13 protein-coding genes are annotated in these 15,217 nt (G+C 67.5%); 9 read left to right on the top strand and 4 right to left on the bottom strand.

What is annotated here, in order from left to right:
• Position 1 precedes the first annotated feature (1 nt).
• The 5 genes from OG394_RS05410 to OG394_RS05390 all read left to right on the top strand — a co-directional run bounded on the left by OG394_RS05410 (position 2) and on the right by OG394_RS05390 (position 6,152).
• Positions 2 to 748 (top strand): ABC transporter ATP-binding protein, encoded by a 747-nt coding sequence (locus OG394_RS05410; protein ID WP_328993782.1) that lies wholly within the window; start codon positions 2 to 4, stop codon positions 746 to 748.
• Positions 748 to 3,288: an ABC transporter permease gene (locus tag OG394_RS05405; RefSeq protein ID WP_328993781.1), complete on the top strand. Its 2,541-nt coding sequence runs from the start codon at positions 748 to 750 to the stop codon at positions 3,286 to 3,288. The genes OG394_RS05410 and OG394_RS05405 overlap by 1 nt, the downstream gene beginning before the upstream one ends.
• A gap of 39 nt (positions 3,289 to 3,327) precedes the next feature.
• On the top strand, positions 3,328 to 4,086 hold the full coding sequence (locus OG394_RS05400) for an IclR family transcriptional regulator (RefSeq protein WP_328993780.1): 759 nt from the start codon (positions 3,328 to 3,330) through the stop codon (positions 4,084 to 4,086).
• Positions 4,086 to 5,588 (top strand): glycerol kinase GlpK, encoded by a 1,503-nt coding sequence (gene glpK, locus OG394_RS05395; protein ID WP_328993779.1) that lies wholly within the window; start codon positions 4,086 to 4,088, stop codon positions 5,586 to 5,588. Before OG394_RS05400 ends, glpK (OG394_RS05395) begins: the two co-directional genes overlap by 1 nt.
• 90 nt (positions 5,589 to 5,678) lie before the next feature.
• Positions 5,679 to 6,152, top strand: coding sequence for a carboxymuconolactone decarboxylase family protein (locus tag OG394_RS05390; RefSeq protein ID WP_328993778.1), 474 nt, complete (start codon positions 5,679 to 5,681; stop codon positions 6,150 to 6,152).
• Positions 6,153 to 6,193: 41 nt separating this feature from the next.
• On the opposite strand, the gene OG394_RS05385 is transcribed toward OG394_RS05390, so the two are convergent.
• The gene (locus tag OG394_RS05385) at positions 6,194 to 6,328 is read right to left on the bottom strand and encodes a hypothetical protein (RefSeq protein WP_328993777.1); all 135 of its coding nucleotides are present in this window, start codon (positions 6,326 to 6,328) and stop codon (positions 6,194 to 6,196) included.
• Positions 6,329 to 6,545: 217 nt separating this feature from the next.
• Between OG394_RS05385 and OG394_RS05380 the strand changes: the two genes are divergently transcribed.
• Together OG394_RS05380 and OG394_RS05375 are read left to right on the top strand one after the other, a co-directional pair.
• Positions 6,546 to 6,932, top strand: coding sequence for a hypothetical protein (locus tag OG394_RS05380; RefSeq protein WP_328993776.1), 387 nt, complete (start codon positions 6,546 to 6,548; stop codon positions 6,930 to 6,932).
• A 270-nt stretch (positions 6,933 to 7,202) separates the two neighbouring features.
• Positions 7,203 to 7,316, top strand: a complete 114-nt coding sequence (locus tag OG394_RS05375) for a winged helix-turn-helix transcriptional regulator (protein ID WP_328993775.1) — start codon at positions 7,203 to 7,205, stop codon at positions 7,314 to 7,316.
• A gap of 30 nt (positions 7,317 to 7,346) precedes the next feature.
• Here OG394_RS05375 and OG394_RS05370 read toward each other — a convergent pair whose 3' ends face one another.
• The 3 genes from OG394_RS05370 to OG394_RS05360 are packed head-to-tail and all read right to left on the bottom strand — an operon-like array spanning position 7,347 to position 11,493.
• Positions 7,347 to 9,059: a glycerol-3-phosphate dehydrogenase/oxidase gene (locus tag OG394_RS05370; protein WP_328993773.1), complete on the bottom strand. Its 1,713-nt coding sequence runs from the start codon at positions 9,057 to 9,059 to the stop codon at positions 7,347 to 7,349.
• Positions 9,060 to 9,111: 52 nt separating this feature from the next.
• Positions 9,112 to 10,629: a glycerol kinase GlpK gene (glpK, locus tag OG394_RS05365; RefSeq protein WP_328993772.1), complete on the bottom strand. Its 1,518-nt coding sequence runs from the start codon at positions 10,627 to 10,629 to the stop codon at positions 9,112 to 9,114.
• A gap of 30 nt (positions 10,630 to 10,659) precedes the next feature.
• Entirely contained in the window at positions 10,660 to 11,493 is an 834-nt protein-coding gene (locus OG394_RS05360; RefSeq protein ID WP_328993771.1) for an MIP/aquaporin family protein, read from the bottom strand.
• 2,013 nt (positions 11,494 to 13,506) lie between these two features.
• Between OG394_RS05360 and OG394_RS05355 the strand changes: the two genes are divergently transcribed.
• Complete coding sequence (locus tag OG394_RS05355; protein ID WP_328993770.1) at positions 13,507 to 14,049, top strand: SigE family RNA polymerase sigma factor; 543 nt, start codon at positions 13,507 to 13,509, stop codon at positions 14,047 to 14,049.
• Positions 14,046 to 15,188, top strand: coding sequence for a hypothetical protein (locus OG394_RS05350; protein ID WP_328993769.1), 1,143 nt, complete (start codon positions 14,046 to 14,048; stop codon positions 15,186 to 15,188). Before OG394_RS05355 ends, OG394_RS05350 begins: the two co-directional genes overlap by 4 nt.
• Positions 15,189 to 15,217 lie beyond the last annotated feature (29 nt).

Raw genomic sequence — 15,217 nt, 5'->3', positions numbered from 1 at the left:
CATGAGCACGGTTGATCTTGTCGGGCAGGGGCATGCGGTTCGGACCGAGGCCGTCGGCAAAAGTTACGGCAGTGGCGATACCCGGATCGACGCGTTGGCCGAGTTGACGGTCGAGTTCGGCCGGGGCCGGTTCACCGCGATCATGGGCCCGTCCGGTTCGGGTAAGTCGACGTTGTTGCATTGCCTCGCCGGACTGGACCGCCCAACGACCGGCCGGGTCCTCATCGGCGACGTGGACGTGACCGGGCTCGACGACAAGACCCTCACGCACCTGCGCCGCGACAAGATCGGGTTCGTCTTCCAGGCGTTCAACCTGGTGCCGACGCTGACCGCGCTGGAGAACATCACCCTGCCGCTCGACCTGGCCGGCCGCAAACCCGATCAGGAGTGGCTCGACACCGTCGTCAGTACGCTCAACCTGGAGAACCGGTTGACGCATCGCCCGACCGAGTTGTCCGGCGGCCAGCAGCAGCGGGTGGCTTGTGCGCGGGCGCTGGTCTCGCGTCCGGAGGTGGTGTTCGCGGACGAGCCGACCGGCAATCTCGACTCGCGCTCGTCGGCCGACATCCTCGGCTTCCTGCACCAGTCGGTGCGCGAGTTCGGCCAGACCGTGGTGATGGTGACGCACGATCCGACTGCCGCGTCGTACGCCGACCGGGTGCTGTTCCTGGCCGACGGACGGCTGCGCTCGGAGCTGCTCGATCCCACCGCGGACGCGGTGCTCGACATGATGAAGCAGCTCGACTGATGCTCAAGCTGGGTCTGCGCACGGTGCTCAGTCACCGGCTGCGCTTTCTGCTGAGCCTGGTCTCGGTCGTACTCGGAGTCGCCTTCGTGGCCGGCTCGCTGATCTTCGCCGACACCTTCTCCACCGCGATCAAGCGCAACTTCGCCGCCGCGACCGCGGATATCGTCGTCACCCCGGTATCGGGCCTCGGCGGTACGGACGTGAATCTCGGCGGCAGCAACGCCCGGCCGCCGACGCTGAACGCCGACCTGGCCACCCGGATCGACGCCCTGCCCGGTGTCGCCGCGACGGACCCGGCCCTGCTCCTCGGCGGCGTCCAACTGCTCGACAAAGCGGGCAAGCCGGTCGACACGTACGGCGTACCGACGTTCGGCGCGAGTTGGCCGCGTTATACCGAGACCGCGACGTTCCAGCTGACCGGCGGCACACCGCCGTGGGGGCCGAAGCAGATCGCGCTCGACGGCAGGACCGCCAAGCGAACCGGGTTCGAGGTGGGCGACGAGGTCCGGGTGGTCACGCCGACCGGCACGATCACCGCGCGCATTACCGGCACGATCACGCCCGGTACGGCCGGTCTAGCCGCAGGCGCACCGCTGATCGCGTTCGACTCCGCCACCGCGCAGTTGCTGCTACTCGGCGAGCCCGGCTGGACGTCGATCGGCATCGCGCTGAAACCCGGCCAGGACCAGGCCGCCGTGATGCAGCAGATCCGCGAGCTCGGCGGCCCCGGCGTACACGTCAAAACCGGCGCCCAGGTCACCCAGGACAGCGAGACCGTGCTGAATCGGGCCTTCGGCGGCTTGAGCGCGGTGTTGCTATTGTTCGCCGCGGTCGCCTTGTTCGTCAGCACCTTCCTGATCGTCAACACGTTCTCGATGCTGGTCGCGCAGCGCTCCCGCGAACTGGCCCTGCTGCGGGCGGTCGGCGCCTCGCGGCGGCAGGTCACCTGGACCGTTCTGGTCGAGGCGCTCGTGATCGGAACAGCCGGCGCGACGCTCGGCCTGCTCTTCGGCGCCGGTGTGGCCGCGTTGCTGCAGGCCGCGTTCAGCCAGCTCGACCTGGACGTCCCGACCGGATCCCTGCAGATCGGGGCCGGGACGATTGTCACCAGTTACGTCGTCGGCATCGGCGTCACCTGCGCCGCCGCCTGGCCTGCCGCTCGCCGGGCCGGCAAGATGCCACCCGTCGCCGCGATGCGCCAGGACATCACACTGCCGGCCAAGTCGGCCCGCGCCCGGCTCATCATTGGCCTGCTGCTGATCGCGATGGGCCTATCGGCGTACGTCACCACCATCGCGGCGCGCGGACTGCCTGCCGCGGTGCTGATGGGTCTCGGTGCCGCGACGGCCGTGGCGGGTGTGGTGATGGCCGGACCACTGATCGGCCAGTACGCCGTACAGGTGCTGACGTTGCCGTTCGGCCGCAGCACGCCCGCGCTGCTCGGCGCCCGGAATGCCCGCCGCAACCCGCGCCGTACGGCCGCGACGGCGTCCGCGCTGATGATCTCGCTGTCCCTGATCAGCGGTCTGGGCGTGCTCGCGGCGTCGGCAGAGGCCTCGGTCGATCACGGAGTACGCCAGGCGATCGGCACGTCCGACGTCCTGGTCTCCGGTGACGAGGGCGAGCCGATCAGCGGCAAGGTGGCCGGGCTGGTCGCCGAGGTCGACGGCGTGGCCCGGGTCAGCCGTGTCCGGGCGATGGCCGGGCAGCTCGAAGGCCAGCAGGTCCAGGTCACCGGCGCCGACCGTTCGGTGTTCGACGGCCCGGTGATCACCAAGGTCGAACAAGGCTCGTTGGACGGGCTGTCGAGGCGTGCGGCCGTCATCGTCCGGCCGATCGCGCGGCAGTTCGGGCTGAAGGCGGGCGAGACGTTCACGCTGGTGACCGAGAGCGGTCGCCACAACCTCAAGGTCGCGGCCGTGATCGCGGCCAACCGTCAGCTGAACGGCGTGATCGTTTCGCTCGACACCTTCGGCAAGGTCGGCGGCGGTGGCACGGACTCGGTGCTGTACGTCGACCTGGACGAAGGCGTCACGATCGAGCAGGTCCAGCAACCGTTGGCCAAAGCGCTCGCGGACTATCCGAGTGTGCAGGTCCGGGACCAGGCGGCGTACGCCGAGGCCGAGCGCGGGCCGATCGACTTAATGCGCAACATCATGCTGATGCTGCTCGCAATGGCCATCCTGATCGCGGTGCTCGGCATCGTGAACACCTTGGCGCTCAGCGTGGTGGAGCGGACACGCGAGATCGGGCTGCTGCGCTCGATCGGCATGGACCGCGGCCAGCTGCGCCGGATGGTGCAGATCGAGTCGGTCACGATCGCCTTGCTGGGCGCGCTGCTCGGTGCCGGGATCGGCGTCTTCTTCGGAACGGGTATGCAGACCGTGATGTCCGACGACGGCATGGCTGTCCGGGACGTTCCACTGCTGCAGATCCTCGGTTCGGTTGTCGTCGCCGCCATCGTCGGAGTGCTCGCGGCGGCCTGGCCGGCCCGGCGCGCGGCCCGGCTCGACGTACTGGAAGCGATTGGCACTGAGTAAACCGCTCCGTTAAAGCCTGAGCGCGGGTAGCCTGCCGACATGCCGGGCAGCGTGCAATCGATCGAGCGGGCGGCCGCAGTGCTGCGGTTGCTCGCCGTCGCGCCGGAAGGCCTCGGCGTGGTCGAGCTCGGTAACGCCCTCGGCCTGGCCAAGGCGACCGTGCACGGCATCGTCCGAACGCTCGAGCAGGTCGGTTTCGTCACCCAGGACCACGCGGGCGCCCGCTACCAGTTGAGTACGGCGCTCGCCCGGCTCGGCGACAGCTATCTCGACGTGAACGAGCTCCGCGGCCGCGCGATCAACTGGGCCGACTCACTGGCCTCCCGCAGTGGCGAGGTGGTCCGGGTGGGCCGGCTCGTCTCGGGCAAGGTCACCGTCGTGCACCACGTCTTCCGGCCCGACGACAGCGACCAGGACCTCGACGTCGGTACGACGCTGCCGGCGCACGCGTGTGCCCTCGGCAAGGCCGTGCTGGCGTACGACACCACGGGCGCGGCTCGTCCCCGCAAGCTGGAGGCCTACACCACTCGCACGATCGTCGAGCCAGTCGCCCTGGCTGCGGAGCTGGCGTCTGTGCGGTCGGCGGGCTGGGCCAGGGAGTTCGAGGAGCACACGGTGGAGCTGGCTGGGATCGCGGCGCCGATTCGCGGATTGGGTGGCCTGGTCGTCGGTTCGGTCGGACTGACCGGCCGGATCGAGCGGATCTGCGACAGCCGCGGCCGGTTCCTCCCGGACCTGGTCACGATGGTCCGCTCCGCCGCCGAGGCCATCGGCCGTGACGTACAGGCGGTGCCCTGATGGCCGAGCAGTACGTCGTTGCCGTCGACCAGGGCACCACCTCGACCCGGTGCATCCTCTTCGACCGGCGCGGGCGGCTCGTCTCGGTGGCACAACGCGAGCATCGGCAGTACTTCCCGAAGCCGGGTTGGGTCGAGCACGACGCGGCCGAGATCTGGCGCAACGTCACCCGGGTGGTGCCTGCCGCGATCCGGCAGATCGGCGCGACCCCCGAGCAGATCGTCGCGATCGGTATCACCAACCAGCGCGAGACCAGCCTGCTGTGGGATCGCCGTACCGGTCAGCCGATCGGTCATGCCGTCGTCTGGCAGGACACCCGTACGGATCGCCTCGTCGCCGCATTGGCCGAGGACGGCGGCGCGGACCGGTTCGCGGACCGATGCGGGTTGCCGCTCACGACGTACTTCTCGGCGCCCCGGTTGCGCTGGATGCTCGACCACACCCCGGGCCTGCGGGAACGGGCCGAACGCGGCGAGGTGCTGTTCGGCACGATGGAGAGCTGGCTGATCTGGAACCTCACCGGCGGGCCGTCGGGCGGACTACACGTCACGGATGTCACCAACGCCAGTCGCACGATGCTGATGAACATCGAGACGCTCGAGTGGGACGACGTACTGCTCGACGCCTTCGCCGTACCGCGCGCGGTGTTGCCGGAGATCCGCCCGTCATCCGGCGTTTTCGGTACGGCGACCGAGGTGCTGCCGGGCGTGCGCATCGGGGCCGCGCTCGGGGATCAGCAGGCGGCGCTGTTCGGGCAGACGTGCTTCAGCCCGGGTGAGGCGAAGTGCACGTATGGCACCGGGTCGTTCCTGCTTTTGCATACCGGCAAGGAGATCGTCCGGTCGACGCACGGGATGCTCACCACGGTCGCTTACCAGATCGGCTCCGAGCCGGCGGCGTACGCGCTGGAGGGTTCGATGGCCGTCACCGGGTCGCTGGTGCAGTGGTTCCGGGATGGGCTCGGGTTGATCCATACCGCGGCGGAGATCGAGACGCTTGCGCGGACGGTCCAGGACAACGGTGGGGCGTATATCGTGCCGGCGTTCTCCGGGTTGTTCGCGCCGCATTGGCGGAGTGAGGCGCGTGGTGTGATCGCCGGGCTCACGTCGTACATCACCAAAGGTCATTTGGCCCGGGCCGTGCTGGAGGCGACCGGGTTCCAGACGCTCGAGGTGGTCGAGGCGATGAACGCCGACTCGGGGATCGCGTTGACCTCGCTCAAGGTCGATGGCGGGATGACGGCTAACAACCTGCTGATGCAATTCCTCGCGGATTTGCTCGACGTGCCGGTGGTGCGGCCGATGGTGTCGGAGACGGTCTCACTCGGTGCCGCTTATGCCGCTGGTTTGGCGGTTGGCTATTGGCCCGATCTGGAAGGGCTGCGGAGTAACTGGCATCGCGCGGGTCAATGGATTCCGCATATGGACGCCGATCGCCGGGCCAGCGAATACGCGAACTGGCAGGCCGCCGTACAACGCACTTTCGGGTGGATCCGGAATTAGTGTCCCGGGTCACATTGGGTTCGTGTCACGATTTGCCGGGGTCTCTTTGTCCTAAGGGGTGTAACCAACAAGGGCAAAGGAGTGCACCTCATGGATGCGCGTTTGAATCTGTTCGGCAGCCAGCAGGCGGCCAAGATCTTCAAGCACATCGTCGCCGCGGACAAGGTGGTCGGGGAATCGTCGCTGCCGGCCGCGACGCAGGAGCTGGTGAGGCTCCGCGCCAGTCAGATCAACGGCTGCGGCTTCTGCACCGATATGCACACGAAGGAAGCCGCGCATGCCGGCGAGACGTCGGTTCGCCTCAACCTGGTCGCGGCCTGGCGGGAGGCGACGGTGTTCACCGATGCCGAGCGTGCCGCGCTGGAGCTGGCGGAGCAGGGCACCCGCATCGCCGACGCGGCCGGCGGTGTCACGGACGAGGCGTGGGACAACGCCGCCAAGCACTACGACGAGGAACAGCTCGTCGCCTTGGTATCCCTCATCGCGGTCATCAACACTTTCAACCGGCTGAACGTCATGGTTCAGCAGCCGGCCGGCGACTACAAGGTCGGGATGTTCGGATAGCTGTCTAGGCGGGCCGTCACCTTCCGGGCGGCCCGCCTGCCTTAGCCGTCCTGGCAGAAGGGGCTGGTTGGGCCGAACCACGACTCGAGCAGAGCGTCGTCCTCTTGCTCGCCACCACTCGGGCATTCGAGCAGGCCGAGGAGCAGTACGAGCCGCCGCGCGGTCTCCGCCGTCATGCCCCACCTCCTGCTTACGGGTTGTATCGCGTTCCGACCCGGATTCGTTTCAGATAGGGGCCTGACGCAACCAAATCGACACACATCCGGCGGTGATTCGCCAAGCCTTTTCGGCGCTGCCCGAAGAGGTTTTTCCGTGATTCAGCCGACGGCCGGGTGAGATATCCGCTGCCTAGCGTCTCGGACCTGCCCACTGACGAATTCTCGGGAGGAAGCAATGTCCGCAGTACGCAGTCTCATCATCACGTCCGCCCTCGGCACGGCCGCCGTCTGCCTCGGACCGCTTGTGGCCGAAGCCGCAAGTGACAGCCCCGCCGCGGCGCTCAGCGTGACGCACATCACCTGTGTCACCCAGGAGGACATCAACGGCGCCGACGACGCCTATTTGGTTGCCGGGGGCAACACGATCTGGGGACCGACCCAGATGACCAAGGGCGACAGCAAGGACATCACCGGCGTCACCTTCAACGCCGGCGACGTGCTGACGCTGATGGAAGGCGACTGGCCCGACGCCGACGACAACCTCGGCGCCATCAAGATCGACAAGGCCGGCGTCTACCACTACACCGACGACGGCGCCGACTACTGGGTCACCGTCTCCTGACCTCTTCTTGCGTTCATCGGTCCGAAACTGCCCTCTCCCGCAGCTGAACCTGTACAGGTCCGCTGTGCCGAGAGGGCAGTTTTGGACCGATGAACGCAAGAAGAGGGGTCATACGGCCGCGGATTCGCGGTCGGTGATCCACCATCGCCTGCCAATTGCCCGCGCTGATCTCCGCGAACGCCTTCCGAACCCGACCCGCCACGAACCGGTGATACATGCCGTTCCCCTTCCCTGGCTTAAGACCCACCGTACGAGGGTGAGTTCAACACCTTGGTCGAAGGCGGCATCGTGCGGCGCGAGGCCTACCAGGACCGGCCGACCCGCTACGCGTACGCCCTCACCGAGGCCGGCCTCGAGCTCGTGCCGGTGATCGGACGCGTTTGAAGGGCCCCAACACGGGGCCCTTCAAAAAGGTCAGGCCGGCGAGACGATGTCCGGGGCTTCGAGGCGGACCTTGTCGGCCGACTCGTCGTCGGGCTGGTCCTGCGAGGCGCGCTCGGACTCGACGCGGCGCAGGTAGTACGCGATCTCCCGCTCGATCTCGGCCTCGGTCCAGCCGAGCACCGGCGCCATCAACCGTGCCGCCGCCTCGGCCGCCTCGACGCCACGGTCCCAGGCCTCGATCGAGATCCGGGTCCGCCGGGCGAGTACGTCGTCCAGGTGGCGGGCGCCTTCGTTGGTCGCGCCGTACACCACCTCGGCCTTGAGGTAGTCCTGCGTGCCGGGCAGCTGCTCCCCCAGTGACGGGTCCTTCGCGACCAGCGCGAGCACTTCGTCGATCAGCGAGCCGTACCGGTTGAGCAGGTGCTCGATCCGGGCCACGTGCAGGCCGGACTGCTCGGCGATCAGCTTTCGCTGGTTCCACTTGGCGTGATACCCGTCGGCGCCGACCAGCGGGATGTTCTTGGTGGTGCACTTCGGGACGCGTCCGTCGAGTGCGTTCGCGACGGCGTCGATCGCGTCCTTGGCCATCACCCGGTACGTCGTGTACTTGCCGCCGGCAACTACGACGAGACCCGGCGCGGTGTGCGCGACGACGTGTTCGCGGGACAACTTCGACGTACTCTCCGACTCTCCCGCCAGCAGCGGCCGCAGTCCGGCGTACACGCCCTCGACGTCCTCACGGGTCAGCGGGGTGTTCAGCACGGCGTTGACGTGGTCGAGCAGGTAGTCGATGTCCTTGCTGGTCGCGGCCGGGTGGGCCTTGTCCAGATCCCAGTCGGTGTCAGTGGTGCCGATCAGCCAGTGCCGGCCCCACGGGATGATGAACAGCACGGACTTCTCGGTGCGCAGGATCATGCCGGTGTTGGACTGGATCCGGTCCTTCGGCACGACCAAGTGGATGCCCTTGCTGGCGCGCACGTGGTACTGCCCGCGCTCGCCGACCATCGCCTGCGTGTCATCGGTCCAGACGCCGGTCGCGTTCACGATCTGCTTCGCGCGGACCTCGAACTCGCGCCCGGTCTCCAGGTCCTTCGCCTTCACCCCGGTCACGCGCTCGCCCTGGCGCAGGAACCCGGTGACCTTCACCCGGTTGGCCACGTGAGCGCCGTACGACGCGGCGGTGCGGGCGAGCTCCATCGTGTGGCGGGCGTCGTCGACCTGGGCGTCGTAGTACTGCAAGGCGCCGACGAGGGCCGACTTCTTCAGGCTCGGCGCCAGCCGCATCGCGCCGCGCCGGGTCAGGTGTTTGTGGATCGGCAGGCCCGCGCCGAGGCCGGAGCTGACCGCCATCGCGTCGTACAGCGCGACACCGGCGCCGGCGTAGAACCGCTCCCACCACCGGTGCTGCAACGGGTAGAGGAACGGCACCGGTTTGACCAGGTGCGGTGCGAGGCGTTGCAGCAGCAGACCGCGCTCCTGCAACGCCTCGTGCACCAGCCGGAAATCGAGCATCTCCAGGTAACGCAGCCCGCCGTGCACCAGCTTGCTGGACCGGCTGGAGGTACCACTCGCGAAATCGCGCGCCTCCAGCAGACCGGTGGTCAGACCCCGGGTCGCGGCGTCGAGGGCCGAGCCCGTGCCGACCACTCCCCCGCCGATGACCAGGACGTCCAACTCGCGGCCATCCGCCATCGCGTCGATGGCCTCCGCACGTGCTTGTGGTGACAGAGCCACTGCGCCCACTGTGATGTTCCTTTCCGAACTCGCTACTCGTCTGATCGTCGGGTGAGGGCGGCTACTCGACGTCTACCCAATCAAGGGTGCGCTGGACGGCCTTCTGCCATCCCGCATAGCCCTTGTCACGCTGCTCATCGTTCCACTCCGGCTCCCAGCGCTTGGCCTCGTTCCAGTTCTGCCGGAGCTCATCCGTACTGTTCCAGAAACCGACGCCCAGACCCGCCGCATACGCCGCGCCGAGAGCCGTGGTCTCCGCGACGACCGGCTTGCTCACCGATACGCCGAGGATGTCGGCCTGCATCTGCATGCACAGCTCGTTCGCCGTGACACCACCGTCGACCTTGAGCACCTCCAGCTTGACACCGGAGTCCTTCTCCATCGCGTCGGCGACGTCCTTGCTCTGGTAACAGATCGCTTCCAGGGTGGCGCGCGCCAGGTGAGCGTTGGTGTTGAAGCGCGACAGCCCGACGATCGCGCCGCGGGCATCCGAGCGCCAGTACGGCGCGAAGAGGCCGGAGAACGCGGGCACGAAGTAGACGCCACCGTTGTCCGCGACCTGGCGGGCCAGCGTCTCGGTCTCGCTCGCGCCCGAGATGATGCCGAGCTGATCGCGCAGCCACTGCACGGCCGAACCGGTGACCGCGATCGAGCCCTCCAGCGCGTAGACCGGCGCCTCGTCCCCGAACTTGTAGGCCATCGTGGTGAGCAGGCCCGCCTTCGAGCGGACCAGCTCGGTGCCGGTGTTGAGCAACATGAAGTTACCCGTGCCGTACGTGTTCTTCGCCTCGCCGGGAGCGAAGCAGACCTGTCCCACCGTGGCGGCCTGCTGGTCGCCGAGGTCACCGGTCAGCGGCACCTGACCACCGAGCGGGCCGCTGGTCAGCGTCTCGCCGTAGGTGTTCGGGTCCGACGACGGGCGGATCTCCGGCAGCATCTGGCGCGGGATGTTGAAGAACGAGATGAGCTCGTCATCCCAGTCCAGCGTCTCGAGGTTCATCAGCATGGTCCGGCTGGCGTTCGTCACGTCGGTGACGTGCGAGCCGCCGTCCGTACCACCCGTGAGGTTCCAGAGCAGCCAGGTGTCGGTGTTGCCGAAGATGGCGTCACCGGCCTCCGCGGCCTCGCGCACACCCTCGACGTTCTCGAGGATCCACTGGATCTTGCCGGCCGAGAAGTACGTCGCCGGAGGCAGGCCGGCCTTCTGGCGGATGATGTCCCCCTTGCCCTCACGCTCCAGGGCGGACGCGATCCGGTCGGTGCGGGTGTCCTGCCAGACGATGGCGTTGTAGTACGGCCGGCCGGTCTTGCGGTTCCAGACCACGGCCGTCTCGCGCTGGTTGGTGATACCGAGCGCCGCCAGGTCGCTCGCATGCAGACCGCCCGCATTCAGCGTGGTGCGGATGACCGAGCTGGTGCGCTCCCAGATCTCGACCGGGTTGTGCTCGACCCACCCGGCCTGCGGCAGGATCTGCTTGTGCTCCAGCTGGTGCTTGCCCACCTCGTTACCGGAGTGGTCGAAGATCATGAACCGGGTGCTGGTGGTGCCCTGGTCGACGGCGCCGACGAAGTCAGCCATTTGTGATGGTCCTTTCTGAAGTACCGGTGGTCATGCCGCGCTGTCCTCGGGGATCCGGCCGGGCTCTTCTTCCTCGTCGGCGATCGGCAGGTTCCGCCCCACCAGCAAGTCGTACAGGAAGGCACCGACAAGTGCGCCGAGGATCGGTGCCACGATCGGCACCCAGAAGTAGAGATCCCCGAATTGATCCTTGAAGGCTCCCCCGTACCCGGTGAAGAACGACGCCAACCGCGGGCCGAAGTCGCGAGCCGGGTTGATCGCGTAGCCGGCGTTCGTACCCCACGCCATCCCGATCCCGACGACCACCAGGCCGACGATGAGCGGCGCCAGGTTCGCGGCCGGCGAGGTGTTACGCATGTCGACGATCGCCAGGATGAGGAACATCAGGATCGCCGTACCGATGATCTGGTCCCGGAAGCCGCCCCACATCTCGACGCCGAGCTCCGTGCTGCCGTTACCCGGCAGGGTGGAGAAGACGCCCTGGCTCTTGATGGTCAGCCCCGGGTCGAACTTGTTCAGCGCCTCGGTGTAGTTCCAGCGAACCACGAGCGCCGCCAGGAACGCTCCGAGGAACTGCGCCACCGAGTACGGCAGCACCTTCTTCCAGGAGAACCCGCGGAACGCCGCCAGAGCGATCGTCACCGCCGGGTTCAGGTGTGCGCCGGTCATCCGCCCGGCCGTGTAGATGCCGAGCGTGACGCCCAGGCCCCAGGCCCAGGCGATCGAATCGTGGTCGCCGATACCTCCGGCGACGACCTGTGCGACCACACCACAGCCGAACAGGATCAGGATGAACGTACCCGCGAGTTCAGCGGAACACTCCCCCAGCAGTGTCTTCGCCTTGACCGCTTCGGTAGTTGCCATGAACTTGGTCTCCCTTCCACGTGCCTACTTGTGCACAGTCACGTCCTGAGGGCCGTGAGACCACGGCTGCGTGAAACCTAAGACCCATTCCCCCCACCCACAATCCACCCCGTTCGACATTGTCGAACCCACCCGAGCCGCCCCCTGCCCCAGACGCCACCCCCGACCCTCCATGCCCGCCACTCGCCGCTCCCCGCTCGCCGCCACCTTCCCGCCGACGCCCACCTGCCCTTGCGTGGACGACCCACCCTGCCCTCGCGTGGACGACCGCCTGCCCCTTGGCGTCTGCGCCCGTGTCCATGCGTTGATTCGTCTGCATCCGCTCGCCCATTTATGCGGCGGGTCAGAGTGGAAGCGAACGTAGGCGGGCGGATTCGGACGAATCAACGCTAAACGCCTGCCCGGTATGGAGTTTTGGCCGCGGGTCTTTTGGTGGCACCCGTCCCCCTGAGTTCTTGCGAATTGTCAGGTGACCCGGGCCGCGTCAAGGGTTTCATCACCTGACGGTGACGCTGACGCGCCCTTGACCCGTCCCGGGTCCACCAAAGGCAGCGGGCTATCAGGGGGACGGGTGAGGTCTGCCCGTTTGCCTCGCGCCTCCCCATTCACGATTGCCCGCCAGGTGCCATTCACGAATGGCCAGGTGAGGCCGTACCCGGATGGCGAGCGGTGCCGTTCGAGAATGGCCCGCTGATGCCGTTCGCGAATAGCCGACTGGTGCCGTTCGCGAATAGCTGGGTCATGCCGTTCACGGATGGCCGAGTGGTGCCGTTCTCGGCTGGCGGGTTGTCGCAGATGCGCCCGCCTGGCGAGGGATAGCCACCGTGCGGGCGGGTTCCCACCTCGGATTCCGGGGTGGTAACCCACCTCGCGAATGGCCAGCCACTCCCAAACCCCACTGCTCCCGCCGACGCCACCCGACGGTCGTCCTATTCCGAGGGTCGACCCTCGGAATGGGGGGTGGACTCGCCAAACTTGCCGGGTCGACTCCCTATTCCGAGGGTCGACCCTCGGAATGGGACGGGAGCTTCCCGATATGGACGGCGCTTCTCCCAGATTGGAGTGGCGCTCCCGATTTGGAGGGTTAACGTCTGAGATTCCGGGTTCCGGGCCGGCTATTTGGCACTGGAACCCAGGAGATGAGGGGATAACCGCCGGTTTGTGGGCGCGAAAGCGCCCGCGAATGCCTGCGGGTCGATCTTTGTGAGCTGGCTGGACGTTTCACGCCCGAAAAGACGTCCGACCAGGTCACAAAGACGGTGATCGGCCCCAAATCTGGCGACTCGGCGCGGGCAGCGACGGCCGCGCGCTTCCCGAGTGGACTGGACGTTTTTGGGGCCGGAAAACGTCCAGTCCACTCGGGAAGGCGCCAGTTGGGCACGGGATCAACCCAGCAGCCGGGCACGATGAAGGACCCGCCATCCGAACATGGCATCGCCCGTCCATTCCCGAGCACGGCACGACCCAGCCAACCCGAGCACGGCACCCGCCCGGCCATCCCGAGGACGGCACCACCCAGCCGACCCGAGCACGGCACGCCGGGCCATCCCGAGCGTGGCAGCACCCGCCCAATCCGAACCTGGCATCACCCGGCATCCCGAGCGCGGCATTACCCGGCCGATCCGGGCGCGGGCGGCACCCGGACGATCCGTGCTTGGCATCAGCTGGCCATCCGTGAACGGGAGTGCTTGTAGCGAACGGGCAGACCTCACCCGTCCCCCTGATAGCCCGCTGCCTTTGGCCGGTTCGGGCCGGGTCAAGGGCGCGTCAGCGTCACCGTCAGGTGATGAAGCCCTTGACGCGGCCCGGACCGGCCTGACAATTCGCAAGAACTCAGGGGGACGGGTGCCCCACCAAAAGCACCGGCCCAAATACCCCCGGCAGGCCTCGGCGTCCGACCAAAGGAGGGCTCAGCTGGGCAGATGGGAGACTCGGCGCCCAACCATTCGCAGGGGCCAGCACCTCTCTGGGGATGACGGGGCCAACAGGGGCGCCGCCATCATGGAGGACTAGATGAGAAGTGGCCGGGATACCAGCGGCTTCGTGGAGTTCGCGGGGGCGAGATCGCCTGCCTTGTACCGATACGCCTACCTGTTGGTCGGTGAGCGCGGGCTCGCGGAGGATCTGCTGCAGGAGGCGCTGACCAAGACGTACGTCGCCTGGGGCCGGGTGCAGCGTGCCGACAACGCCGAGGCGTACGTCCGCAAAGTGATCACCAACACCGCGATCGGGTGGTGGCGGCGGAAGGCCTGGCAGGGCGAGCGCCCCCGGGATGACGTACCGGAGCTGGAGCACCTAGGCCACGCGGAGGACGTCACCTCGCGCGCTTGGCTATGGGACGAGTTGCAAAAGCTCGCGCCTCGGCAGCGGGCGGCGATCGTGTTGCGCTACTACGAGGACCTGACCGAGGCGCAGACCGCGGAGATCCTCGACTGCTCGGTCGGCACCGTGAAGAGCCAGGTGTCCGACGGCCTGAAACGACTCCGCGAACGCCTTGGGGTCGACGTACTGCAACTGACGGGCCCCAGAATCGGAAGGGTGGCGATCGCGGAATGACCGGATTGCTGAAGAACGTGATGACCGAAAAGGCCGACCACCAGGCACCACCCGCGCTCGACCTGGACGCCATCGTTGCCACTGGCAACAAGCGGATCCGCCGGCGCCGTGCCGTCGGCGCAGCCGGTGTTGCCGCCCTCGCCGCGGTGGTGGCGACGGTCGGCGTCGGGCTCGTCGGCGCGGTTGACGGGCCGGACCAAGGAGAGCCCCCCGTCGCCCATCACACCACCCCCTCGCCGGTGCGGACCGGCCCTTTCGCGTCGACGAACGTGCCGTCCTGGGCGGACCGCGGGACCATTCACTACGGCAAAGACGAGTTCAAGGTCACCACCGGCCAGATCCGGGCCTTCGTCCAGACCAACGACGGCTTCCTCTTCATCAATGGTCAGCGCGAGGTCTACTTCACCGACGGCACCAGCACAAAGAAGATCGGGTCCCGCAACGAACACATCCGATTGGAGGTCAGCGCCGACGGCAAGACCGTGATCTGGATGGAGCAGCGGGATCAGCCGACGCTGGTCATCGCCAACTCCGACGGCAAGATCCGGTCCCAGCAGACGGTGGTCGCCAGTCGCTCGACGGACGGCTCGCACAAGTTGGGGCCGCTCGGCACGGTGGCCGTCGACGGCGACAACGTCTACGTCGGGGTGGCGCCGGACCGGCTCGTCCGGGTGAATCTTCCGGCCGGTGAAAGCAACTTCGTCACCGGAGTGGCCGCATCAGCGGTCGAGGCGGTCGTCCACGGTACCTTCGCGGTCCTCCGGCCGGACGGCTCGACCGTGGTGAGCAAGAATCCGGCGGCGACCAGCCCTGCCTATCCCGGGCACCAGCCTCAGCTCGATCGCAGCGCTGCCACCTCACTCTCCACCGCATCAGGCGACAAGGTCATGATCTACCGGCTGTCGAAAACGCAGGCGATACCGATCTCCCACCCGGGACACCAGTACCTGTTCGTAACCCAGTGGCTCGATTACGAGCGCTTCGTGGCTTTGGCAGGCAGCCCCGGTAAGCCGTTCGACCTGCTCACCTGCTCGCTCACCATGCGCAACTGCGAAACCAGCGCCGCCGCGGTCGCACCGTACGAGGAGGACGACGCCAAGATCACCTTCGTCGCCCCCACCGGCGAAACCTTGAACTGAGGCAGAACGTACTGAAGGACCTTGGGATG

It is taken from the genome of Kribbella sp. NBC_01245 (assembly GCF_036226525.1).
GTDB lineage: Bacteria > Actinomycetota > Actinomycetes > Propionibacteriales > Kribbellaceae > Kribbella.
Note: the sequence above shows the minus strand (reverse complement) of the source record. Positions and strands in the feature narration are given on the sequence as shown.

Bases quoted from the DNA above. Each gene is read 5' to 3' on its own strand.
- OG394_RS05410 (WP_328993782.1), top strand. From the start codon at position 2: ATGAGCACGGTTGATCTTGTCGGGCAGGGGCATGCGGTTCGGACCGAG.
- OG394_RS05405 (WP_328993781.1), top strand. From the start codon at position 748: ATGCTCAAGCTGGGTCTGCGCACGGTGCTCAGTCACCGGCTGCGCTTT.
- OG394_RS05400 (WP_328993780.1), top strand. From the start codon at position 3,328: ATGCCGGGCAGCGTGCAATCGATCGAGCGGGCGGCCGCAGTGCTGCGG.
- glpK (WP_328993779.1), top strand. From the start codon at position 4,086: ATGGCCGAGCAGTACGTCGTTGCCGTCGACCAGGGCACCACCTCGACC.
- OG394_RS05390 (WP_328993778.1), top strand. From the start codon at position 5,679: ATGGATGCGCGTTTGAATCTGTTCGGCAGCCAGCAGGCGGCCAAGATC.
- OG394_RS05385 (WP_328993777.1), bottom strand. From the start codon at position 6,328: ATGACGGCGGAGACCGCGCGGCGGCTCGTACTGCTCCTCGGCCTGCTC.
- OG394_RS05380 (WP_328993776.1), top strand. From the start codon at position 6,546: ATGTCCGCAGTACGCAGTCTCATCATCACGTCCGCCCTCGGCACGGCC.
- glpK (WP_328993772.1), bottom strand. From the start codon at position 10,629: ATGGCTGACTTCGTCGGCGCCGTCGACCAGGGCACCACCAGCACCCGG.
- OG394_RS05360 (WP_328993771.1), bottom strand. From the start codon at position 11,493: ATGGCAACTACCGAAGCGGTCAAGGCGAAGACACTGCTGGGGGAGTGT.
- OG394_RS05355 (WP_328993770.1), top strand. From the start codon at position 13,507: ATGAGAAGTGGCCGGGATACCAGCGGCTTCGTGGAGTTCGCGGGGGCG.
- OG394_RS05350 (WP_328993769.1), top strand. From the start codon at position 14,046: ATGACCGGATTGCTGAAGAACGTGATGACCGAAAAGGCCGACCACCAG.